The sequence below is a fragment of the Streptomyces sp. NPDC006551 genome, assembly GCF_040611675.1.
Classification (GTDB): domain Bacteria; phylum Actinomycetota; class Actinomycetes; order Streptomycetales; family Streptomycetaceae; genus Streptomyces.
Genome location: NZ_JBEXOT010000049.1, coordinates 24,922 through 46,077, shown reverse-complemented (window position 1 = coordinate 46,077; position 21,156 = coordinate 24,922). Strand labels below are relative to the sequence as shown.

At 72.3% G+C, this 21,156-nt stretch carries 20 protein-coding genes; 13 read left to right on the top strand and 7 right to left on the bottom strand.

Going from position 1 to position 21,156, the window contains the following annotated elements:
• Positions 1–124 precede the first annotated feature (124 nt).
• From ABZY12_RS29810 to ABZY12_RS29800, 3 genes are all read left to right on the top strand, one after another.
• Complete coding sequence (locus ABZY12_RS29810; RefSeq protein ID WP_356895722.1) at positions 125–1,390, top strand: site-specific integrase; 1,266 nt, start codon at positions 125–127, stop codon at positions 1,388–1,390.
• A gap of 131 nt (positions 1,391–1,521) precedes the next feature.
• On the top strand, positions 1,522–2,991 hold the full coding sequence (locus tag ABZY12_RS29805; protein WP_356895720.1) for an aldehyde dehydrogenase: 1,470 nt from the start codon (positions 1,522–1,524) through the stop codon (positions 2,989–2,991).
• Positions 2,991–3,224: a ferredoxin gene (locus ABZY12_RS29800; protein WP_356895718.1), complete on the top strand. Its 234-nt coding sequence runs from the start codon at positions 2,991–2,993 to the stop codon at positions 3,222–3,224. Before ABZY12_RS29805 ends, ABZY12_RS29800 begins: the two co-directional genes overlap by 1 nt.
• Here the strand turns inward: ABZY12_RS29800 and ABZY12_RS29795 are convergent.
• Positions 3,178–3,843 carry a TetR family transcriptional regulator gene (locus tag ABZY12_RS29795; protein WP_356895716.1) on the bottom strand — a complete coding sequence of 222 codons (666 nt, stop codon included), beginning with the start codon at positions 3,841–3,843 and terminating at the stop codon, positions 3,178–3,180. The genes ABZY12_RS29800 and ABZY12_RS29795 overlap by 47 nt on opposite strands.
• Before the next feature lie 230 nt (positions 3,844–4,073).
• On the opposite strand from ABZY12_RS29795, the gene ABZY12_RS29790 reads away from it, so the two are divergent.
• The 3 genes from ABZY12_RS29790 (at position 4,074) to ABZY12_RS29780 (ending at position 7,400) form a co-directional block, all read left to right on the top strand.
• Complete coding sequence (locus tag ABZY12_RS29790; protein WP_356895714.1) at positions 4,074–5,384, top strand: glycosyltransferase family 4 protein; 1,311 nt, start codon at positions 4,074–4,076, stop codon at positions 5,382–5,384.
• A 208-nt stretch (positions 5,385–5,592) separates the two neighbouring features.
• Positions 5,593–6,327: a class I SAM-dependent methyltransferase gene (locus tag ABZY12_RS29785; RefSeq protein WP_189802044.1), complete on the top strand. Its 735-nt coding sequence runs from the start codon at positions 5,593–5,595 to the stop codon at positions 6,325–6,327.
• Positions 6,324–7,400, top strand: coding sequence for a prenyltransferase (locus ABZY12_RS29780; RefSeq protein ID WP_356895711.1), 1,077 nt, complete (start codon positions 6,324–6,326; stop codon positions 7,398–7,400). The genes ABZY12_RS29785 and ABZY12_RS29780 overlap by 4 nt, the downstream gene beginning before the upstream one ends.
• Positions 7,401–7,449: 49 nt before the next feature.
• Here the strand turns inward: ABZY12_RS29780 and ABZY12_RS29775 are convergent, their stop codons facing one another.
• The gene (locus tag ABZY12_RS29775) at positions 7,450–7,743 is read right to left on the bottom strand and encodes a hypothetical protein (RefSeq protein WP_356895709.1); all 294 of its coding nucleotides are present in this window, start codon (positions 7,741–7,743) and stop codon (positions 7,450–7,452) included.
• 111 nt (positions 7,744–7,854) lie between these two features.
• Here ABZY12_RS29775 and ABZY12_RS29770 point away from each other — a divergent pair, with 111 nt between their 5' ends.
• Positions 7,855–8,403 carry a hypothetical protein gene (locus ABZY12_RS29770; protein WP_356895707.1) on the top strand — a complete coding sequence of 183 codons (549 nt, stop codon included), beginning with the start codon at positions 7,855–7,857 and terminating at the stop codon, positions 8,401–8,403.
• A gap of 93 nt (positions 8,404–8,496) precedes the next feature.
• Here the strand turns inward: ABZY12_RS29770 and ABZY12_RS29765 are convergent, their stop codons facing one another.
• The 3 genes from ABZY12_RS29765 to ABZY12_RS29755 form a co-directional block, all read right to left on the bottom strand.
• Positions 8,497–9,507: an LLM class F420-dependent oxidoreductase gene (locus ABZY12_RS29765; protein ID WP_356895705.1), complete on the bottom strand. Its 1,011-nt coding sequence runs from the start codon at positions 9,505–9,507 to the stop codon at positions 8,497–8,499.
• A 120-nt stretch (positions 9,508–9,627) separates the two neighbouring features.
• On the bottom strand, positions 9,628–10,482 hold the full coding sequence (locus tag ABZY12_RS29760; RefSeq protein ID WP_356895703.1) for a DUF5336 domain-containing protein: 855 nt from the start codon (positions 10,480–10,482) through the stop codon (positions 9,628–9,630).
• 90 nt (positions 10,483–10,572) lie between these two features.
• Positions 10,573–11,403 (bottom strand): N-acetylmuramoyl-L-alanine amidase, encoded by an 831-nt coding sequence (locus ABZY12_RS29755; RefSeq protein WP_356895701.1) that lies wholly within the window; start codon positions 11,401–11,403, stop codon positions 10,573–10,575.
• A gap of 238 nt (positions 11,404–11,641) precedes the next feature.
• On the opposite strand from ABZY12_RS29755, the gene ABZY12_RS29750 reads away from it, so the two are divergent.
• The gene (locus ABZY12_RS29750) at positions 11,642–12,226 is read left to right on the top strand and encodes an RICIN domain-containing protein (protein WP_356895699.1); all 585 of its coding nucleotides are present in this window, start codon (positions 11,642–11,644) and stop codon (positions 12,224–12,226) included.
• Here the strand turns inward: ABZY12_RS29750 and ABZY12_RS29745 are convergent.
• On the bottom strand, positions 12,198–12,923 hold the full coding sequence (locus tag ABZY12_RS29745; RefSeq protein WP_356895697.1) for a class I SAM-dependent methyltransferase: 726 nt from the start codon (positions 12,921–12,923) through the stop codon (positions 12,198–12,200). The genes ABZY12_RS29750 and ABZY12_RS29745 overlap by 29 nt on opposite strands.
• Before the next feature lie 193 nt (positions 12,924–13,116).
• Here ABZY12_RS29745 and ABZY12_RS29740 point away from each other — a divergent pair, with 193 nt between their 5' ends.
• Entirely contained in the window at positions 13,117–13,524 is a 408-nt protein-coding gene (locus tag ABZY12_RS29740; protein ID WP_356895728.1) for a hypothetical protein, read from the top strand.
• Here the strand turns inward: ABZY12_RS29740 and ABZY12_RS29735 are convergent.
• On the bottom strand, positions 13,493–14,557 hold the full coding sequence (locus tag ABZY12_RS29735) for a hypothetical protein (RefSeq protein WP_356895695.1): 1,065 nt from the start codon (positions 14,555–14,557) through the stop codon (positions 13,493–13,495). The two genes, ABZY12_RS29740 and ABZY12_RS29735, sit on opposite strands and share 32 nt — an antisense overlap.
• Positions 14,558–14,696: 139 nt before the next feature.
• Here ABZY12_RS29735 and ABZY12_RS29730 point away from each other — a divergent pair, with 139 nt between their 5' ends.
• The 4 genes from ABZY12_RS29730 (at position 14,697) to ABZY12_RS29715 (ending at position 21,052) form a co-directional block, all read left to right on the top strand.
• On the top strand, positions 14,697–15,893 hold the full coding sequence (locus tag ABZY12_RS29730) for an FAD-dependent oxidoreductase (protein WP_356895693.1): 1,197 nt from the start codon (positions 14,697–14,699) through the stop codon (positions 15,891–15,893).
• Positions 15,894–16,061: 168 nt separating this feature from the next.
• Positions 16,062–18,236: an acyl-CoA dehydrogenase gene (locus tag ABZY12_RS29725; protein ID WP_356895691.1), complete on the top strand. Its 2,175-nt coding sequence runs from the start codon at positions 16,062–16,064 to the stop codon at positions 18,234–18,236.
• A 13-nt stretch (positions 18,237–18,249) separates the two neighbouring features.
• A complete protein-coding gene (locus ABZY12_RS29720) occupies positions 18,250–19,452 on the top strand; it encodes a lipid-transfer protein (RefSeq protein WP_356895689.1) in 1,203 nt (400 codons plus the stop codon).
• A gap of 178 nt (positions 19,453–19,630) precedes the next feature.
• Positions 19,631–21,052: an MFS transporter gene (locus ABZY12_RS29715; RefSeq protein ID WP_356895687.1), complete on the top strand. Its 1,422-nt coding sequence runs from the start codon at positions 19,631–19,633 to the stop codon at positions 21,050–21,052.
• Positions 21,053–21,156: the final 104 nt, after the last annotated feature.

Below are 21,156 nucleotides of genomic sequence, written 5' to 3'. Positions count from 1 at the left end.
CGTTCCCCCCGCCCCGCCCCCCCCCCCCCCCGCCCCCCCCCCCCCCCCCACCCTCCCCCCCCCCGGGGGGGCCGCGCCCCCCCCCCCCCCCCCCACAGTGTTCCCGAGAGAGGCACAGCACCACATGGCAGGTCACATCCAGGACCGCTGGTTCAAGGACGAGAAGGGCGCCGACGGCAAGACGCGGCGAGTCAAGACGGACCGGCACGGCACCGGGCTGCGCTACCGGGCCCGGTACGTCGGTCCCGATGGCACCGAGAAGTCCAAGAGCTTCCCGGACCGGCAGAAGCGTCTCGCCGAGCAGTGGCTGACCAGCATCGAGGCGGACATGGCGCGGGGCGAGTTCATCGACCCCAAGGTCGGCCGCACCACCTTCCAGCAGTACGCCGAGCGCTGGATCGCCGCCCAGACGACAGACGTCGCCACCCGCACCGGAGCCGAGTCGCGGATCCGGCTGCACGCCTTCCCGTACATCGGGGCTCGCCCTCTCGGCTCCTTCCAGCCCGAGCACATCCGAGAGTGGCTGAGGAAGCTCGAAGACGCGGGTCTCGCCGCGTCGACCCGGCGGACCATCTACGCCAACGTGTCGGCCGTCTTCACGGCTGCCGTGGACGACCGGCTGATCAGCCGGAACCCCTTCCGCGCCGCGTCGGTCAAGGCGCCGACGCTGGCCTCGAAGCGGGTTCGGCCGTGGAGTGCCGACCAGGTGTTCGCGGTGAGGGAGGCGCTTCCTGCCCACTACCGGGCGTTGGTCGACGTCGGGGGTGGCTGCGGTCTGCGGCAGGGAGAGATTTTCGGGCTCCCGGTCGATGAAGTTGGCTTCCTCACCGGCTGGTTGCACGTCGGCTACCAGGTCAAGCTCATCGGCGGGCGAGCCGTCTTCGCCCCGCCGAAGCGCGGCAAGGTGCGCGACGTCCCCCTGCCCGAGCGCGTGAGTCGCGCCCTGGCGGCCCACATGGAGGCGTTCCCGCCCCAGGAGGTCACCTTGCCCTGGGAGACCCTCACCGGCCCGCCGGTGACCAAGCGCCTGATCTTCACCACGGAGGAGGCCAAGGCCGTCGGTCGGCACTACTTCAACACCGCGTCCTGGAAGCCCGCCCTGATCGCCGCTGGCATCATCCCGGAGCCCGAACCGGGGGAGAGGCCCCAGGAGTCGCGCGAGGACGGCATGCACGCGCTGAGGCACTTCTACGCGTCCGTCCTCCTCGACGCCGGCGAGAACATCAAGGCGTTGAGCGGGTACCTGGGGCACGCCGACCCCGGGTTCACGCTCCGGACCTACACCCACCTCATGCCGAGCAGTGAGAGCCGGACTCGGAAGGCCGTCGACAACGTCTACCGGGCCTTCGGTGAAGCACCGGACGGCCCACAGACGGCCCAGGCGGCATGAGGACGCCCCCACCGGCGGTAAAGCCGCTGGTGGGGGCCGGTTTCGTCCTGAGTCTGGCCAAGTATAACTAGAACTGGTATCAGTTCTGAGACACAGTCAGAAACATTGCGGGTTCCGGGAGGCAGTCGGTCATGACCGAGCTTGTGGAGCACGGAAAGCTGTTCGTCGGCGGCGAGTTGACCGATCCTCTCGGCAGCGAGGTCATCGAGGTGATCTCGCCCCACACGGAGGAGGTCATCGGCCGCGTGCCGCACGCCTCCCGGGCCGATGTCGACCGGGCCGTCGCCGCCGCCCGCGAGGCCTTCGACCGCGGGCCCTGGCCCCGGACGACGCTCGAGGAGCGGATCGAGGTCGTCACCCGGATCAAGGACGCCATCGCCGTGCGCCACCAGGAGATCGCCCGCTCGATCAGCTCCCAGAACGGCTCCCCGTACTCCTGGAGCGTGCTCGCCCAGGCGCTCGGCGCGATGATGGTCTGGGACGCGGCGATCACCGTCGCCCGCGACTTCACGTACGAGAGCCGGCGGACCGGAGTCCTCGGGCCGATCATGGTGCGGCGCGAGCCGGTGGGCGTGGTCGCGGCCGTCGTGCCGTGGAACGTGCCGCAGTTCACGGCGGCGGCGAAGCTGGGACCGGCGCTCCTGGCCGGCTGCACGGTGGTGCTGAAGCCGTCGCCGGAATCCCCCCTCGACTCCTACATCCTCGCCGAGATCGCGACCGAGGCCGGGCTGCCGGAGGGGGTCCTGAGCATCCTTCCCGCCGACCGCGAGGTCAGCGAGTACCTGGTCGGCCACCCCGGCGTCGACAAGGTCTCCTTCACCGGATCGGTCGCGGCCGGAAAGCGTGTCATGGAGGTCGCCGCCCGCAACCTCACCCGCGTCACCCTCGAACTCGGCGGCAAGTCCGCGGCCGTCATCCTGCCCGACGCCGACGTGGAGGCCGCCGTCGCCGGGATCGTCCCGGCCGCCTGGATGAACAACGGCCAGGCGTGCGTCGCCCAGACCCGTATCCTCGCGCCGCGCTCCCGGTACGACGAGATCGCCGAGGCGTTCGCCGCGGCCGCCGGCGCGCTCGTGGTCGGCGACCCGCTCGACCCGGCCACCCAGGTCGGTCCGCTGGTCGCCCGGCGCCAGCGACAGCGCTCCCTCGACTACATCGGGATCGGCCAGGCCGAAGGCGCCAAGATCCTCGCGGGCGGCGGCCGCCCCTCCGGCCTGGAGCGCGGCTGGTACGTCGAACCGACGCTCTTCGGCGGAGTCGACAACTCCATGCGGATCGCCCGCGAGGAGATCTTCGGTCCGGTCGTCTGCCTCCTGCCGTACGGGGACGAGAGCGAGGCGCTCCGGCTCGCCGACGACTCCGACTACGGGCTCAGCGGCAGCGTCTGGACCGGGGACGTGGAGCACGGCATCGACTTCGCCCGCCGGGTGCGCACCGGCACCTTCAACGTGAACACCTTCAGCCTGGACATGCTCGGCCCGTTCGGCGGCTACAAGAACTCCGGCCTGGGGCGGGAGTTCGGCCCCGAGGGCTTCGGCGAGTATCTGGAGCACAAGATGATCCACCTGCCGGCCGGGTACGAGGGGCCGGGTGGTGCGTGATGGGCGACCGGTGGCACGTGGAGGTCGACCGGGGGGTGTGCATCGGCTCCGGCATGTGCGTGAACCACGCCCCTGACGGCTTCCGCCTCGACTCGGCCCGCCAGTCGCGCCCCACGCGTCCGGAGGCGGACGCGAACGAGAGCGTGCTCGCGGCGGCCGAGGGCTGTCCGGTGGAGGCGATCCTGATCACTCTGCTCGACGGCGGGGAGCCGGTCTTCCCGCCCGAGGAGTGACGGCGGGCGCGGTCGCCCCGGCCGGCGCCGTCAGGTCGATCAGCCGGCAGACCGTCTCGATGTCTATCTTCACCTGTGCGATCGAGGCGCGGCCCGACAGCCATGTGATCAGCGCCGAGTGCCAGGTGTGCTCGATCACCCGCACCGCGGACAGCTGTTCCGGCGTCGGGTGCTCCGCCCCCATCGCGTCCAGGATGATCGCCGTCGTCAGCCGCGACACCGTGTCCACCTCGGGGCTCACGCTGCGGTCCGCGAAGGTCAGCGCGCGGACCATCGCGTCCGCGAGCTGCGGCTCGCGCTGGAGCGCCCGGAACGCCCGCATCAGCGTCTCCGCGACCCGCTCCGCCGAACTGTCGCCCGCGGGCGGCCGCTTCCGCAGGGTGGTGTGCATGTGCTGGAGCTGGTCCTGCATCGTCGCGACCAGCAGATGGATCTTGGAAGGGAAATAGCGGTACAGCGTGCCGAGCGCCACCCCGGCCGCCTCGGCGACCTCGCGCATCTGTACGGCGTCGAAACCGCCCCGCCCGGCCAGCTGCGCGCTGGCGTGCAGGATGCGGCGGCGTCGCGCCTCCTGGCGCTCTGTCAGGGGCGGCGAGGCGGGTCTGTCTTCCGCGGTCATGGAGTCCCGTTCCGTGCGGACCGCCGAGCGCGACGACGGCGGTGGGGGAGCGACAGTATGGCGGGGCGCCCGCCGTGGCGCGAATCACCTGATCCGGCTCCTACAGTGGGGCTACCTGCCGGTAGATTCAGTGCACCTTGAACGATCAAGAGCGATCAAGTCTGTAACTTGTTCTAGATTAGCGCGAGCGGTTACGCTCCCGCGAAACGCACGCTCGAAGGGGGCAGCGAGTGACCGCTGAGGCCATAGAGTCAGGCCCCCGCCAGGGCGTCACCGACGACGGTGACCGTCCGTTGCGGATCGCTCTCCTCACGTACAAGGGAAACCCGTTCTGCGGCGGCCAGGGCGTCTACGTCCGGCACCTCTCCCGCGAGCTCGCCCGGCTCGGCCACAGCGTCGAGGTCATCGGCTCGCAGCCGTACCCCGTCCTGGACGAGGGCGTCCCGCTCACCGAGCTCGCCAGCCTGGACCTCTACCGCTCGCCGGACCCCTTCCGCACGCCCGGGCGCGACGAGTACCGCGACTGGATCGACGCCCTCGAAGTCGCCACCATGTGGACCGGCGGCTTCCCGGAGCCCCTCACCTTCTCCCTGCGGGCCCGGCGCATGCTCGCCGCCCGCCGCGGCGACTTCGACGTCGTCCACGACAACCAGACGCTCGGCTACGGGCTGCTCGGGGACCTGGGCGCGCCCCTCGTCACCACGATCCACCACCCCATCACCGTCGACCGGCGGCTCGAACTCGACGCCGCCGCCGACTGGAAGCGCCGCGCCTCCGTACGCCGCTGGTACGCCTTCACCCGGATGCAGAAGCGGGTCGCCCGCCGGCTGCCGTCCGTGCTGACCGTCTCCGGCACCTCCCGGCAGGAGATCGTCGACCATCTCGGCGTACGCGACGACCGCATCCGGGTCGTCCACATCGGCGCCGACACCGACCTGTGGTCCCCGGACCCCTCGGTCGCCGAGATCCCCGGCCGGATCGTCACCACGTCCAGCGCCGACGTGCCCCTCAAGGGCCTGATCCATCTCGTCGAGGCGCTCGCCAAACTCCGTACCGAGAACCCGGCCGCCCATCTCGTCGTCGTCGGCAGGCGCGCCGAGGACGGGCCGGTCGCCCAGGCCATCGAGCGGTACGGACTCGCGGACGCCGTCGAGTTCGTCAAGGGGATCACGGACGCCGAACTCGTGGACCTCGTGCGCTCGGCCCAGGTGTCCTGCGTGCCGTCGCTGTACGAAGGGTTCTCGCTGCCGGCCGCCGAGGCCATGGCCACCGGGACCCCGCTCGTCGCCACCACCGGCGGTGCGATCCCCGAGGTCGCGGGACGCGACGGCGAGACCTGCCTCGCGGTGCCCCCGGGCGACGCGGACGCGCTGGCCGCCGCCCTCGGCCGGATGCTCGGCGACCCGGAGCTGCGGGCCCGTCTGGGCGCCGCCGGACGCGCCCGGGTCCTGGCCCACTTCACCTGGGCCCGCGCCGCACAGGGCACCGCCGGCCTCTACCGCGAGGCGATCGCCCGGCAGGCCCAGGGGGCCCGCCGGTGACCCCACCGCGACGCCGCCCGTCGACGCCTCCGCGCGCCGACGCGGCGGCGGCCTCCTCCGCCCGCCGCACGCCCCGGCCCGACGCCCGTTCGGCGGCGCGCTCCCGCGCCCGTTCGGCGGCGCACCCCCTCGCCCGTTCCGCGGGCGCGATCTCCGGCCGCTCCGCGGCCACCCCTGTGGACCATTCCGACCGCGAAGGCAGGCCCTCGTGCTGACCGTCGACTTCACCCGCTTCCCGCTCGCCCCCGGCGACCGCGTGCTCGATCTGGGCTGCGGTGCGGGCCGGCACGCCTTCGAGTGCTACCGGCGCGGCGCCCAGGTCGTGGCCCTCGACCAGAACGGCGAGGAGATCCGCGAGGTCGCCAAGTGGTTCGCCGCGATGAAGGAGGCCGGCGAGGCCCCCGCCGGCGCGACCGCCACCGCGATGGAGGGCGACGCGCTCAACCTGCCCTTCCCCGACGAGTCCTTCGACGTCGTCATCATCTCCGAGGTGATGGAGCACATCCCGGACGACAAGGGCGTGCTCGCCGAGATGGTCCGCGTCCTGAAGCCCGGCGGCCGGATCGCCATCACCGTCCCGCGCTACGGCCCCGAGAAGATCTGCTGGACGCTGTCCGACGCGTACCACGAGGTCGAGGGCGGCCACATCCGCATCTACAAGGCGGACGAGCTCCTCGCCAAGATCCGCCAGGCGGGCCTCAAGCCGTACGGCACCCACCACGCGCACGCGCTGCACTCGCCGTACTGGTGGCTGAAGTGCGCGTTCGGCGTGGACAACGACAAGGCCCTGCCCGTCCGCGCGTACCACAAGCTCCTGGTCTGGGACATCATGAAGAAGCCCGCCCTGACCCGGGTCGCGGAGCAGCTGCTCAACCCGGTCGTCGGCAAGAGCTTCGTGGCGTACGCGACCAAGCCGCACCTGCCGAAGGCCGACGCCCAGTGACCTCTCCGGAGCGCATCGCGGAGCACCTCCTCCTGCCCGGGGTCCTCACCGCCGAGCAGGCCGCCGAGACCGTCGCCGGGATACTCGCCGTCCAGCGGGAGGACGGGGCGATCCCCTGGTTCCGGGGCCACCACCTCGATCCGTGGGACCACACCGAGGCCGCCATGGCCCTGGACACGGCCGGCGAGCACGCCGCCGCCGCGCGGGCCTACGAGTGGCTCGCCCGGCACCAGAACCCCGACGGCTCCTGGTACGCCGCCTACCACGACGGCGACCCGGCCGACGTCACCGACCGGGGCCGGGAGACCAACTTCGTCGCGTACGTCGCCGTCGGCGTCTGGCACCACTACCTCGCGACCGGCGACGACTCCTTCCTCGACCGGATGTGGCCCGTCGTCTACGCCGCCGTCGAGTTCGTCCTCGCCCTCCAGCGCCCCGGCGGCCAGATCGGCTGGAAGCGCGAGCCCGACGGCACGCCCGTCGAGGACGCCCTCCTCACCGGCAGCTCCTCCATCCACCAGGCGCTGCGCTGCGCGCTCGCCATCGCCGAGGAGCGGGAAGAGCCCCAGCCCGACTGGGAGTTGGCGGCCGGCGCCCTCGGCCACGCGATCCGCAGCCACCCCGAGCGTTTCCTCGACAAGTCCCGCTACTCCATGGACTGGTACTACCCGGTCCTCGGCGGCGCCCTGACCGGCGCCGGGGCCAAGGCCCGGATCGACGCGCACTGGGACGACTTCGTGGTCCCCGGCCTCGGTGTGCGGTGCGTGCTGCCCAACCCGTGGGTGACCGGCGGCGAGAGCTGCGAACTCGCCCTCGCCCTGTGGGTCATGGGCGAGTCCGACCGCGCCCTGGAGATCCTCCAGTCCATCCAGCACCTGCGCGCCGAGGGCGGCATGTACTGGACGGGTTACGTCTTCGAGGGCAACCGGGCCGTATGGCCCGAGGAACTCACCGCCTGGACGGCCGGGTCGCTGCTGCTCGCGGTGGCGGCCCTGGGCGGCGACGAGGCGACGGTCGCCGTCTTCGGCGGGGAGCGGCTGCCGAGAGGCCTGGAGCCGGACTGCTGCGGGTGAACGCCCGGGCCGTCCGGAGCGCGATGGCCCCGGACGGCCCTCGGAAAGGTCAGTGGCGGCGCAGCAGGCGGCCGGCCACCGTGTGCCCGACGACGAGGTACACGACGGCGGCGAGACCGTAGCCGGCCACCACGCGCGCCCACGCCTCGTCGAAGGTGAACAGATCGTGCGACCAGCCCGCCAGCCAGCGGGCCACGCTCTGGACGAACTCCACCAGCCCGTTGCCCCGGTTGGCGTCCAGCAGGTACATCAGGATCCAGAGACCGATGATGGCGGCGAAGACATCGGCGACGATCGCGATCACCCGCGCCGCTTGCGTGGTGTTACTCCGTCCGGAAGTCATACGGCTCGCCTTACCGCGTCCCGCCCTCCGAAACCCGTTCGGCGTCGCCCGGGTGGTGCGGTGGGGTGACCGGGGCGAGGCTGACGCCAAAGCCCCCAGGGAGGTCCAGCCGTGCTCCGTCCTGTTCCGGTACGCCGTGGCGTCGTCGCCCTGTTCCTGTCCTGCGCCCTGCTCCTGACGACCGCTTCCTGCGGCGGAGGCGACGATGAGCCGGGCGCGAGCGGCAGCGCGACCCCGACGGGCACGGCCGAGCGGCAGAAGCTGGCCAAGACCCGGTTCGTCGCCAACGCGGGGCTGGCGGCCGGCGCCACGTACCAGTGGATCGTGAAGCCGTACCGCGAGGGCAAGTTCAAGAAGGGCGCCGACGGGCAGAAGTTCGCCCTGGTCAAGGCCGGGCTGGCCGGGGCCTTCGCGTACAACAGGCTCAAGGCGGCGGTGAACAACGCCAAGGGCGACGAACTGCTCTCCAAGGCGGTGGCGCCGCTGTCGGCCGGCATCGACTCGCTGAAGGACCTCGGTACGAAGCTGCGCAAGGGCGAGGCGAGCGAGGCCGACGTCGGCGCGTTCGAGAACGTCATCACCAGCGTGAAGGACGCGGGCAGGAGCGCGGGCGCCGAGGTCAAGGACAAGGTCCCCACCACCGCCCAGCTGGGCGGCTGACGCCGGCTCGGCAAGCGTCCTGGGGAGTGTCCGCAAAGTATCGCCGTCCGCCCGAAGGGCGTCGCGGGCCAGGCGGGACTCCGCGGACACGACCTAGGAATTGAGCTCCGCGAGTACGCGGAGTGTGGCCGGGTCCGGCGCCGTGACCAGCAGGTCGGTCACCGGGCCCTTGCGCCACTCCGCAAGCCGTTCGGCGATCCGCTCCCTCGGCCCGACGAGCGAGATCTCGTCCGCGAAGGCGTCCGGGACGGCGAGCACGGCCTCCTCGCGGCGGCCGGCCGCGAACAGCTCCTGAATGTGCCGGGCCTCGGACGCGTACCCCATGCGTCCCATCAGATCGGCGTGGAAGTTGCGGGCCGCGTGGCCCATGCCGCCGATGTAGAACCCGAGCATCGCCTTGACGGGCAGCAGACCCTCGGCCGGGTCGTCGCAGAGCCGGGCGCGGACCATGGGGGCGACCATGAAATTCTCGGGGAGCCGCTCGGGCAGCGAGTAGACCTCGGCGTGGCGTGTCGGGGACCAGTAGAGCGGCAGCCAGCCGTCGGCGATCCGGAGCGTCTGCGCGATGTTCTTCGGCCCTTCGGCGCCGAGGAGGACCGGGAGGTCGGGCCGCAGGGGGTGGGTGATCGGCTTGAGGGCCTTCCCGAGCCCGGTGCCGTCCTCACCGGCGTACGGATGGGGGTGGAACCGCCCGTCGAGCGCGACGGGCCCCTCGCGGCGCAGGACCTGGCGGATCACGTCCACGTACTCGCGGGTCGCCGTCAGCGGGCTGCGGGGGAAGGGGCGGCCGTACCAGCCCTCGACGACCTGCGGCCCCGAGAGGCCGAGACCGAGCATCATCCGGCCGCCGGAGAGGTGGTCGAGCGTGAGCGCGTGCATGGCGGTGGCGGTCGGCGTCCGCGCGGCCATCTGCGCGACGGCGGTGCCCAGTCCGATCCGGCTGGTGTGTGCGGCGATCCAGGTCAGCGCGGTGAACGCGTCGGAGCCCCAGGCCTCGGCGGTCCACACGGAGTCGTAGCCGAGCCGCTCGGCCTCCCGGGCGAGGTCGAGATGGGCGGGGGAGGGGCCGCGCCCCCAGTAGCCGAGGGCGAGTCCGAGCCGCATGGTCCCCCACCAACCTTTCTGACGGTGTGTCAGGTGCGGATGGGGGGACTGTACGGCAACGGCCCCCCGCCCGGAAGGGATTCCGGGCGGGGGGCCGTCGTCGTGAAGCGGGGTGAGCGCTCAGCCGCGCTGGATGCCGGTGGTGTCCTGGAGGACGCCGCGGCGGCCGTCCTGCGTCTGGGCGACCAGGCCGGGACCGCGCTGCTCGACCGCCAGGTACCAGGTACCGGGAGCCAGTTCGGCGATCGGCGTCGGGGAGCCGTCCTCCGCGTACAGCGGGCGGGCGACCGGGACCGCGAACCAGAACGGCGCGAAGTCGGCGGCGGGCTGCTGCCCCTGGGCCTGCGCCGGCTGCTGGGCCTGCGCCGGGGCCTGCTGCTGCGCCTGGGCGACCTGCGCGTCGGGCTGCGGCTGGGCCCCGTAGGGCTGGTGGGGCTGGGCGCCGTAGGGCTGCTGCTGGGCACCCGGGTAGCCGTAGCCGTCGGCGACGCCCTGCTGGCCGGGCTGGCCGGGGTGCACGCCGTACGGCTGCGCGGTCTGCGGACGCGGGGCGCCGACCAGCGGAGCCTTGAGGGCCGGGACCAGCGGGGCCGCGACGGCGGCACCGGCGAGGACCAGGGAGGCGATCAGTCCGAGGATGAGGCCGACGCCGGCGTTCTCGGACTCGAAGATCCACATCAGCAGGTTCCAGGCCGAGGCCACGGTGAACGCGACACCGATCTGCCCCAGCTCCAGGCCGGCGACCTTGCGGGGCTGCGGAAGCGCGCGGGAGAGCACGACCAGAGCGGCGCCCGCGATGCCGAGGAGGAAGGCGCCCCAGCCGAGGGGCGACATCTCCCAGGAGTTCGGGGTCTCGATCCGGTCGCAGAATTCGCCTTCACAGCCGCCGGTGATACCGAGGAACGAGGCGATGAACAGCACCACCGCTGCACCGATCACCACGCCATCGCCTCGAGTGAGGGAGCGGATATTCACGTAAATGTCCTTCGTCGGGTCGTCTCGTCGGGGTGGCGCGAAGCACGGGGGCGGCCCCATCGTACGGAGCGAATCTATCGCCCGCCGGTTCTACCCCTTGAGGTAGGTCCTGATGCCGTCCGCGATTCCCCGCGCCGCTTTCTGGCGCCACGCCGCATCGGTCAGCAGTGCGGCGTCCTTCGGATCACGCATATTGCCGCATTCGACGAAGACCTTGGGGACGGTTGAGAGATTGAGCCCGCCGAGATCGTCGCGGATGTCCAACCCCGTACCCGAGCCGAGGTAGTTGGCGGGCGCGGTCCCCGTCGCCCGGGCGAAGTGCCGGGCGATGTCCTCGCCGAGGATACGGGAGGGGCCGACGATCTTCGTGGTGTCGGCGGCGCCGGCGCGGACGCGGGCGGGCAGGATCACATGGAAGCCGCGGTTGCCGGTCGCCGAGCCGTCGGCGTGCACGGAGACGACGGCGTCCGCGCGGGCGGCGTTACCGGTCCGGGCGCGCTCGTCGATGCAGGGCCCGAAGGGACGGTCGGCGTCGTGGGTGAGCACGACCTCGGCGCCCTGGGCCTCGAGGAGATCGCGCAGACGGTGTGAGACGTCGAGGGTGAACGCGGCTTCCGTGTATCCGGCGCCGGTGGAGGTGCCGGTGGTGTCGCATTCCTTGCGGCCCGACCCGATATCAACCTTTTGGTTGATCTCCCGGGAATGGCGGAAGTTGCCGGGATTGTGTCCCGGGTCGATGACGACGGTCCGCCCCGTCAACGGCAGCACCGTCCGCGGCGGCCCCGCGGGGACCGCGCCGGTGGCCTTGGCGTCGGCGGTACGTGTGGCCTGCGTGGCCGACCCGCCCCCGCAGGCCGCGAGGGCGGCGCAGGCGGTCAGGGCAAGGGGGAGGGCGAGGAGCTTGCGGTGGTCGTACGGCACCCCGTGACTGTAGGCGTTCCGGCGCCGGATTGCCCGTATCGCCGGACGTGTGTGAGGAGAGGGTGAGGCTATGTGGGGGCAATCTCGCAACGACCACGGAGGGGGGCCCTGTTCCGCGGACTGGTTGACCGTGCGACGAGTCGGCCGCCCCGCGTTTGCACAGGGCACCGGACCCGCTGATAGTGGAGAAGGCGGCCGCCGTCCCCTCCCTTCTCACTCGCAAGAGAGGAACGGTCCCATGCGTCTACGCAAGGAAACGCGGTCCCGTCGCCTCCTGACGACATCGACGATCCTCCTGGCCGGAAGCACCCTGCTCCTGCCGTTCCCCGCGGTCGCCCGCCCCGCGGCGGACACCACCACGTCGGAAGCCCGGATCTCCGGCGCGACCTTCCAGTTCCGGAACCTGCAGACCGGCAAGTGCATGACCTTCAACGGCGGCACACTCGCCCAGAACAACCTGGAGCTCCTCCAGTTCGACTGCGACACGGACCGGTCGCGCAGATGGCGGATCACCAACTGGAACGGCGACTCCTTCCAGCTGGTCAACCTCCAGAGCGGGAAGTGCGCGACGGTCGCCGGCGGCAGGTCCACCGACAACAACCACCCGCTCGTTCAGTTCACCTGCGACTCCGACCCCTCGCGCCGCTGGCGCCTGTCCAACTGGGGCGGCACCTCCTACCAGGTGGTGAACGTCCAGACGAACAAGTGCGCCACGGTCGCGGGCGGCCGGTCCACCGAGAACAACGTGCGGATGGTCCAGTTCAGCTGCGACTCCGACAACTCCCGCCGTTGGGTCATCCGCCTGGGCGGGGCGCCGAGCTGACAGCCGAGCATGCCGCCGTTCCCGGCGAGCCGACGGCGGTCATCGAGGACGTCGCGCTCCAGCTCCGAGCGCGGCGCAGGACCCGGAGGGAGTCGGTGACCGAGGTCTCCTCGAAGTCGCCCGACTCCAGCGCCCGGAGGTACACGCGGTAGGGAGCCTGTCCGCCGTCCTCCGGGTTGGGGAAGACGTCGTGGATGACGAGGAGGCCGCCGGGAGCGACCTTCGGGGCCCAGCCCTCGAAGTCCGCCGTCGCGTGCTCGTCCGTGTGCCCGCCGTCGATGAAGACGAGGCCGAGCTCGCCCGCCCACACCTTCGCGACCTGGGGCGAGCGCCCGACGACCGCGATCACGTGGTCCTCCAGGCCGGCCGCGTGCAGGGTCCTGCGGAACGTCGGCAGCGTGTCCATCCGGCCGACCTCGGGGTCGACGACCGTCGGGTCGTGGTACTCCCACCCCGGCTGCTGCTCCTCGCTGCCGCGGTGATGGTCCACGGTCACGGCGACGGTCCCGGCCGCCCGGGCCGCGTCCGCGAGCAGGATCGTGGAGCGCCCGCAGTACGTACCGACCTCCAGGAGGGGCAGCCCGAGCGTGGCGGCCTCGGCAGCCGCCTCGTACAGCGCGAGCCCTTCCTTGACGGGCATGAAGCCCTTCGCGGCCTCGAAGGCGGCAAGGATCTCGGGGGCGGGCTCGGCGGCCATGGGCGGTCCTCCTACTGGCGGGTACGCGTGTGCGAGCGCCCATCGTGCCCTACGCCCCGCACGCGAACCACACCGTCCTGCCCCCGCGCCGCCCGGAGGCAACGCGGACCCGTCGGACGACGTCCTTCAGGGCGTGATCGAACTCTTCGAATTCTCCGGCTCCGACGACGAAGAGAGAGTGGCGCCCGGCCCGATGTGGCGCCACGCGTTGTGGGTGGCCGGTGTGGTCGTTCTCGGGGTGGGTCTGGGCTGGGCCGGATCCCTGTTCCGTATCGGACCCGAGGAGTACGGCCTGCCGCCCGCCGCTCCGGGGGAGGTCTGGCCGTACCTGGCCGTCTGGGCCGCGACGGGCGTGGCGGTGGCGGCCGTCCTGCGCGCCACCGCCGCCAGGGTCCCCGTCTACGCCCCCGGGCGGATCGCGGTCGTCCTCGCCTTCCTCGGGACTCGGATCTCCCTCGGCTGGCGGCCGGAGGCGCTCGTCCTGGGGGTGTTCATCGCGGCCGCGCTGACGGCGGCGGTCGCCTGGTCCGCCTTCGCGCTGCGGGGCCGACGTGTCGAAGGGGAGGGGATCAGGTCCAGTCGGCCAGACGGAAGACGCTGAACATGTCGCTCTTCCTCGGGTCCGTGAGGGTGCCGGGGTAGTACGACGCCTCGACGCCGACCCAGCCGCGGAAGGTGCCGGTGTCGTCGATGATCTGGTACATCGGCTTCACGTGCGAGTTGCCGGTGTAGCAGAGCTCGTTCCGCTCCACGGCCAAGCAGGTGCACCAGTGCCACAGGGTGTCGCGGCGGTCGGTGTTGCTCAGCTTCTGCAGGTAGTACTGGATGGACGAGATGTTCGACGCCGTGCCGCCGCCGTAGTTCGGGCAGCCGCCCTCCTTCTGGCAGGCGGTCGACGAGGTCGGCTGGAGGTAGGTGAGGCACCACGTCGTGGTCTCACAGGTGCGGAAGTTCTCGTGGTGGAAGACACCGCCGCTGGTGCCGGTCACGTCCTTGGCCCAGGTCGTGCCCTGGAGGCGGATCGTCGACGGGTGGGCCTGCACGGTCGTCATGGCGCGGCGCGTGGTCAGGGCCGCGTTGCTGCCGTAGCCGTAACCCGTGGTGGCCTTCGTGTTGTGCAGGAACGACAGGCGCGCGAGGTTCGTGCCGGTCTCGATGGCCCACTTCTCGGTCCAGGCGGTGGTGTGGTTCCACTTGATCCACACGGTCGGCGTGGACACGCCGTCGATCGTGTCGTTCTGGAGCGTGTAGATGCCGGTGCGCAGTTCGGTGGGGGAGCCGGTGAAGCCGCCCGCGGTCTTGATCTGGCAGGCGAGCACGTGCGTGGTGCTCTTCAGGTCGGTGGACGAGCAGCTGCTGTCGGGCACGGTGCCGGTGCCCTCCCGGGCCTTCGGCACGGCGTGGTCCCAGACGTACATGCGGGCCGAGACCGTGCCGGCGGCGGCGTCGAACTCGTAGGTGCCGAGGCGGACCCAGTTGTTGCGGGCACCGTCCTTGAGGTGGCCGAGGGAGACGACGAAATTGGCCTTGCCGCCGGGCAGCTCGGCGGCCGCCTGGGCCGGCAGCGCGGATGCGGCGGTCGCCGCGACGGCCATCAGAAGGGCCATCAGCAAGGTACGCAGGGTACGGAACATGTGCGCGATTATCGCCGCTCGTTTCCCGCGGCGGATGAAGGTCCCGCTGAGTGATGCCCCACACGATGTCACAGCGATCGGTCCCCCGGCGTCTCAAGGGCGAAGGCACGGTACGAGGACAACTCACCAGGGAGACACTGTGAACGAGAACACCGATGTCGTCGTGATCGGCGGCGGGTACGCCGGTGTCATGGCGGCCAATCGTCTGACCCGGCGCGACGACGTGACCGTGACTCTGATCAACCCGCGTCCGGCCTTCGTCGAGAGGATCCGCCTGCACCAACTGGTGGGCGGGTCCGACGACGCGGTCGTCGACTACCGGGACGTCCTGGCCGAGGGCGTTCGGCTGGTCGTGGACACCGTGACCCGGATCGACGCGGCCGGGCGCGGCGTGACGCTGGCGAGCGGCGGCACGGTCGGCTACGACTACCTGATCTACGCGGTGGGCAGCGGCAGCGCCGACCCGCGCGTGCCCGGAGCGGCCGAGTTCGCCTATCCGATCGCCACCCTGGAGGAGGCGGAGCGGCTGCGGCCGGTCGTCGACGCCGCTCCCGCCACGGCCGGGGTGACCGTTGTCGGAGCGGGTCCGACCGGCATCGAGACCGCCGCCGAACTGGCGGAGGCGGGCCGCGTTGTGACCTTGGTCTGCGGCGGAGTCCTCGGCCCGTATCTGCACCCGCGGGGCCGGCGCTCGGTCGCCGGGCGGCTGACCGAGCTCGGTGTGACCGTGCTCGAAGGTCCCGACGCGACGGTGACGGCGGTGACGCGTGACGCCGTGCGGCTCGGTGACGGTCGCGAGGTGCCGGGCGCGGTGACCATCTGGACCACCGGGTTCGGCGTGCCGGACCTGGCCGCGCGCAGCGGGCTGAGCACCGACGCGCTGGGCCGCCTGCTCACGGACGAGACGCTGACGAGCGTGGACGACGCGCGCATCGTCGCGGCCGGGGACTCGGCGGCGCCGTCGGGCCTCCCGCTGCGGATGAGCTGCCAGGCCGCGATGCCGCTGGGCGCACGGGCCGCCGACACGGTGCTCAGCCGGATCGCGGGTGAGCAGCCCTCGACGCTCAACCAGGTGTTCGCGGGGCAGTGCGTCAGCCTGGGCCGAGGTGCCGGCATCTTCCAGTTCGCCCACCGGTACGACGTCGCGATGTGGTTCCACATCGACGGCCGCCCCGGAGCGAAGCTCAAGGAGTTCGTGTGCCGGACCATCGTCAAGCACCTGGCGGGCGAGGCGCGCAAGCCCGGTTCGTACGGCCTGCACCGCGTCTCGGGAGGCGCCAGGCGTCGCCGGCTGCTGCGGGCCGAGCGCCCGGTCACCGCCGAACGGGTGGCCTAGGACGGGCGACCGGGCGACCGAGACCTTCGTCGCCCCTCGCAAGCTGCTCTTCACCGTCGCGTACACACGTGCCGTGCCCCAGGGGGTGCCGCGGCGACGGGGCCCCGGGCAACCCGACCACGTATCTGACCTTCCGTCAGATTGAAACGTGTTCTAGTCTGCCGTGCCATGGGCATCGCCATCACGCCAGAGCAGCGGGAGCTCGCCCGATCCGTCCGGGGCTGGTTCGCCCGCGTCGTCCCCGCCGAGGAGGTGCGCAAGCACCTCGACGTCCCCGACACCGCCACCGGCCGGCCCGGCTACTGGGACGCCGCCGCCGGACAGGGCCTCCTCGGGCTCCATCTGCCCGAGGAGTACGGGGGTGGCGGCGGTGGACTCGTCGACCTCGCCGTCGTCCTGGAGGAGGCCGCGCGGGCGGTGCTGCCGGGGCCGTACCTCCCGACCGTCCTCGCCGCCGAACTCCTGCGGCGGGCCGGGAGGAGCGAACTGGCCACCGCACTCGCCACGGGCCGCCGCGTCGGCGCCGTCGCCCTCGCGCCCGGAAGCCTGACCGCCGTCGAGACCGGTGACGGGCTCCTCCTCGACGGCACCGCACCGCCCGTGCTCGGCGGCGCCCAGGCCGGGCTGCTGATCCTGGCGGCCACCACCGCGCGCGGCCCCGTCTGGGCCGCCGTGGACGCCGACACCCTGTCCGTCCGGGCCCACGACAGCGCCGACCCCACCCGGCCCACCGCCGAGGTCGGCGCGGCCGGAACCCATGTGCCCGCCGACCGGATCCTCGGCGTCGACACCGCCCTCGTCCAGGACCTCGCCGCCGTGCTGTACGCCGCCGACGCCTGCGGCACCGCGGCCCGCGCCCTGGAGACCGCCGCCGAACACGCCAGGACCCGCGAGCAGTTCGGGCGGCCCATCGGCCGCTTCCAGGGCGTCAAGCACCTCTGCGCAGACATGCTCGTACGGGTCGAGCAGGCCCACGCCCTCACCTGGGACGCCGCCCGCGCGGCCTCGGAGGACGACACCGAGGACGACGTGCGGTCCCTCACCGCCGCGCTCGCCGCCGCCACCGCCCTCGACGCCGCGTACAGCTGCGCCAAGGACTCCCTCCAGATCCTCGGCGGCATCGGCTTCACCTGGGAGCACGACGCCCACCTCCACCTCCGCAGGGCCCTCGTCGCCCGCCAGCTCCTCGGCCCGGGCGACACCCATCGCGCCCACGCCGTACGGCTCGCCGTCGCCGGTGCCCGGCGCGAACTGCGCCTCGAACTCCCGCCGGAGGCGGACGCGTACCGCGCCCGGGCACGGCAGGCGATCGCACCCGCCGTCGGGCTCGACCCCGCCGCCGCCCGCCGCGTCCTCGCCCCCACCGGCTACGCCGCCCCGCACCTTCCGCCGCCGTACGGCCTCGGCGCCGGGCCGCTCCAGCAGCTCGCCGTCCAGCGGGAGACCGCCGACGCGGGGGTGAAGGTCGGCGGGCTCGGGATCGCCACCTGGGTCGTCCCGTCCCTCCTCGCGTACGGAACGCCCGAGCAGCGGGACCGCTTCCTCGGCCCCACGCTGCGCGGTGACCTCCGGTGGTGCCAGCTCTTCTCCGAGCCCGACGCAGGGTCCGACCTCGCCTCCCTGCGCACCCGGGCCGAACGCGCCGACGACGGCGGCTGGCGGGTCAACGGACAGAAGGTGTGGACGAGCGCCGCCCAGTGGGCCGACTTCGGCATCCTCCTCGCCCGTACCGACCCCGACGCCCCCAAGCACCGGGGGCTGACCTACTTCGTCGTCGACATGAAGAACACCCCGGGGATCGACATCCGGCCGCTGAAGGAGATCACCGGCGACTCGCTCTTCAACGAGGTGTACTTCGACGACGTGCCGCTGCCGGCCGACGCGGTCGTCGGCGAGGTGAACGACGGCTGGCGGGTCGCCCGCAACACCCTCGGCAACGAACGCGTCCACATGGCCGACCAGGTCGCCTTCGACACCGGTCTCGAAGCGCTGCTCGACCGGGCGGCAGGCGCCGACAACGCCGTACGCGTACGCGTCGGAGCGCTCGCCGCCGAGGCACACGCCCTCGCCTGCCTCGGTCTGCGCACGACGATGCTCCAGGTGTCGGGGCTCGAACCGGGCGCGGGGGCCAGCGTCCGCAAGCTCGTCCAGACCGTGCACCAGCAGAAGGTCGCCGAGCTCACGCTCGAACTGCTCGGGCCGGGCGGCGCGGTGCGGGAGGGGGCGGGGGAGCGGGCGGTGCACGGGCTGCTGATGTCCCGCTGCCTGACCATCGCCGGCGGCACCACGCAGGTCCAGCTCAATGTCGTCGCCGAGCGTCTGCTCGGCCTGCCGAGAGACTGAGGGGTTGTCGCGGATGAAGGCGTACATCGTCGGCGTCGGGATGACGAGGTTCGAGAAGCCCGAGACCCGGGACTGGCAGTACTGGGACATGGCGAGGGAGGCGGGGACGGCCGCCCTCGCCGACGCCGGGATCTCGTACGAGCGGGTGGAGCAGGTGCCGGTCGGCTACTGCTTCCAGGCGTCCACGGCCGGGCAGCGCGCCGCGTACGAACTGGGCCTGACGGGCGTTCCCGTCTACAACGTCAACAACAACTGCGCCACGGCGTCGACGGCGTTGATGATGGCCCGGCAGTTCGTGGAGGGCGGGATCGCGGACTGCGTGCTCGCGCTCGGCTTCGAGAAGATGGCACGCGGGGCGCTGGGGGGAGGTGCGGGCGGCGGAGCCGCTCATGTCGGGGGCGCGACCTCTCCGGTGGCCCGGCACTACGGCATCATGGCCGCCGCCCACGGCTTCGAGACGAGCCCGCCCACCGCGCAGATCTTCGGCAACGCGGCTCGCGAGCACATGGAGCGGTACGGGACGACGGAGGTCCAACTCGCCGCCGTCGGCGCCAAGAACCACCGGCACTCGTCGAACAACCCGAACGCCCAGTTCCAGGACGTGTACTCGGTCGAGGAGATCCTCGCCGCCAAGACCGTCCACCGCCCGCTGACCAAGCTGCAGTGCTCACCGACCTCCGACGGCTCGGCCGCCGCCGTGGTCGTGTCGGAGCGGTTCGTCGTCGAGCACGGGTTGCACGACAAGGCCGTGGAGATCGCGGGCCAGGCGATGACGACGGACACGGCGGAGTCCTTCGCCTCCGGGTCCTGCGTCGACGCGGTGGGCCGGCCGATGTCCCGGGCCGCGGCCCGGCAGGTCTACGAGAGGTCCGGGCTCGGCATCGAGGACGTGGACGTCGTCGAACTCCACGACTGCTTCTCCATCAACGAGTTGCTGACGTACGAGGCCCTCGGCATGTGCGAGGAGGGCGCGTCAGGGAAGCTCGTCGAGTCGGGTGCGACGACCTACGGCGGCCGCTGGGTGGTGAACCCGTCGGGCGGGCTGATCTCCAAGGGGCACCCGCTGGGGGCGACGGGCCTGGCGCAGGCCGCCGAACTGGTCTGGCAGCTCCGGGGCGAGGCGGGACCGCGACAGGTGCCGGGGGCGCGGGTCGGACTCGCGCACAACATCGGCCTGGGCGGCGCGGCCGTGGTGACGATGCTGCGGAGGTCGTAGCGCCGTCGCGCGCGGCGCTGTCGTCGGGCCTGTCGGCCCGACTCTCGCTGCCTGACGGCTTGCCTGTCTGCCTGTCGGCCTGACCGCTTGGCGGCCTGTCTGTCTGCCTGCCGACCGGCCCTGTCCTGGGACCGAATCCCGATGTACGGGCCGCAACCTGTCTGCGACCATGACGGGCATGGTCCCCACCGAGTCGGCCACCGACCACGCCGCGTCCGTACGACCCGACCGCCGCACCTGGCTCGTCGTCCTGGCCGCCTGCGCCGGGCAGTTCCTCGTCGTCCTCGACGTCTCGGTGGTGAACGTCGCGCTGCCGTCGATGCGGACCGACCTCGGGCTGTCGGCCCTCGGGCTGCAATGGGTCCTCAACGCGTACTCCATCACCTTCGCCGGGTTCATGCTGCTCGGTGGCCGGGCGGCCGATCTCTTCGGCCGGAAGCGGATGTTCCTGCTCGGCCTGGGGCTGTTCACCGCCGCCTCCGCGGCGGGCGGCCTCGCCGAGGACGGCTGGCAGCTCGTCGCCGCCCGCGCCGTACAGGGACTCGGCGCGGCGGTCCTCGCGCCCGCGACGCTCACCATCGTCACCGCCACCGTCCCCGCCGGACCCGCGCGGACCCGGGCGATCGGCACCTGGACGGCGGTCGGCGCGGCCGGCGGCGCGGCGGGCGGGTTCGTCGGCGGCGTCCTGGTCGACCTCCTCTCCTGGCGCTGGGTCCTCCTGATCAACGTGCCCGTCGGCGTCCTGGTCCTGGTGGGCGCCGTGCTGTGGCTGAGCGAGAGCCGGGGCCCCGGAGGCCGGCGGCTCGACCTGCCGGGCGCGGTCCTCGTCACCGGCGGCCTCGCGGCCGTGGCGTACGGCATCGTGCAGACGGAGGAGGTGGGCTGGGGCGACCCGGCCACGCTGGTGCCGCTGCTGGGCGGTCTCGCGCTCCTCGGCGTCTTCGTCGCCGTCGAAGCGCGGACGGCGGAGCCGCTGGTACCGCTGAAGGTCTTCCGCTCGCGTGCGGTCTCGGCCGCCAACGTGACGCTGCTGCTGTGCGCCTCGACCTCGTTCGGCATGTGGTTCTTCATGACGGTCTACGCCCAGAACGTCCTCGGCTACACCCCGCTCCAGGCCGGTCTCGCCCTGATACCGAGCTCGGTCAGCGTCATCGTCGGCTCCAAGCTGGGCCCGCGCCTGATGCCCGTGACAGGCGCCCGCAACCTCGCCGTCATCGGCGCCCTCGTCGCGGCGACCGGTTTCGGCTGGCAGTCGACGATGACCGCCGACGGGACCTTCCTGACGATCATCCTCGGCCCCGGCATCCTGATGATGGCCGGCATGGGCCTGCTGATCACCCCGCTGGCCACCCTCGCCACCAGCGGCGCCGGCCCGGGCGACGCGGGCCTCGTCTCCGGCCTGGTCAACACCTCCCGCACGATGGGCGGCGCCCTCGGCCTGTCCATCCTGTCGACGGTCGCGGCGGCCCGCACCGGCGGCGCCACCAGCCCCGAGGCCCTGACGGCGGGCTACGCGCTGGCGTTCCGCACGGCGACGGGGGTCCTGCTCGCGGGCGCGGTACTGATGCTGCTGTGGCTGCCGAGGCCGGAGCGTCGGTGATGTGGGGGTGTGAGCTGTCACACGTTGTCTGGTAACCCCTTTGTAGTCACGCTGCGCACTGAAGTCGGAATCTCATGTTCCGCTTGAGAGGCTTCGAGACGAGA

What these genes read in the sequence shown, in the direction of transcription:
- ABZY12_RS29735 (WP_356895695.1), bottom strand. Translation starts at nt 14,557, where the DNA reads ATGTTCCGTACCCTGCGTACCTTGCTGATGGCCCTTCTGATGGCCGTC.
- ABZY12_RS29720 (WP_356895689.1), top strand. Translation starts at nt 18,250, where the DNA reads ATGAAGGCGTACATCGTCGGCGTCGGGATGACGAGGTTCGAGAAGCCC.
- ABZY12_RS29810 (WP_356895722.1), top strand. Translation starts at nt 125, where the DNA reads ATGGCAGGTCACATCCAGGACCGCTGGTTCAAGGACGAGAAGGGCGCC.
- ABZY12_RS29800 (WP_356895718.1), top strand. Translation starts at nt 2,991, where the DNA reads ATGGGCGACCGGTGGCACGTGGAGGTCGACCGGGGGGTGTGCATCGGC.
- ABZY12_RS29805 (WP_356895720.1), top strand. Translation starts at nt 1,522, where the DNA reads ATGACCGAGCTTGTGGAGCACGGAAAGCTGTTCGTCGGCGGCGAGTTG.
- ABZY12_RS29795 (WP_356895716.1), bottom strand. Translation starts at nt 3,843, where the DNA reads ATGACCGCGGAAGACAGACCCGCCTCGCCGCCCCTGACAGAGCGCCAG.
- ABZY12_RS29765 (WP_356895705.1), bottom strand. Translation starts at nt 9,507, where the DNA reads ATGCGGCTCGGACTCGCCCTCGGCTACTGGGGGCGCGGCCCCTCCCCC.
- ABZY12_RS29715 (WP_356895687.1), top strand. Translation starts at nt 19,631, where the DNA reads ATGGTCCCCACCGAGTCGGCCACCGACCACGCCGCGTCCGTACGACCC.
- ABZY12_RS29775 (WP_356895709.1), bottom strand. Translation starts at nt 7,743, where the DNA reads ATGACTTCCGGACGGAGTAACACCACGCAAGCGGCGCGGGTGATCGCG.
- ABZY12_RS29750 (WP_356895699.1), top strand. Translation starts at nt 11,642, where the DNA reads ATGCGTCTACGCAAGGAAACGCGGTCCCGTCGCCTCCTGACGACATCG.
- ABZY12_RS29745 (WP_356895697.1), bottom strand. Translation starts at nt 12,923, where the DNA reads ATGGCCGCCGAGCCCGCCCCCGAGATCCTTGCCGCCTTCGAGGCCGCG.
- ABZY12_RS29725 (WP_356895691.1), top strand. Translation starts at nt 16,062, where the DNA reads ATGGGCATCGCCATCACGCCAGAGCAGCGGGAGCTCGCCCGATCCGTC.
- ABZY12_RS29740 (WP_356895728.1), top strand. Translation starts at nt 13,117, where the DNA reads ATGTGGCGCCACGCGTTGTGGGTGGCCGGTGTGGTCGTTCTCGGGGTG.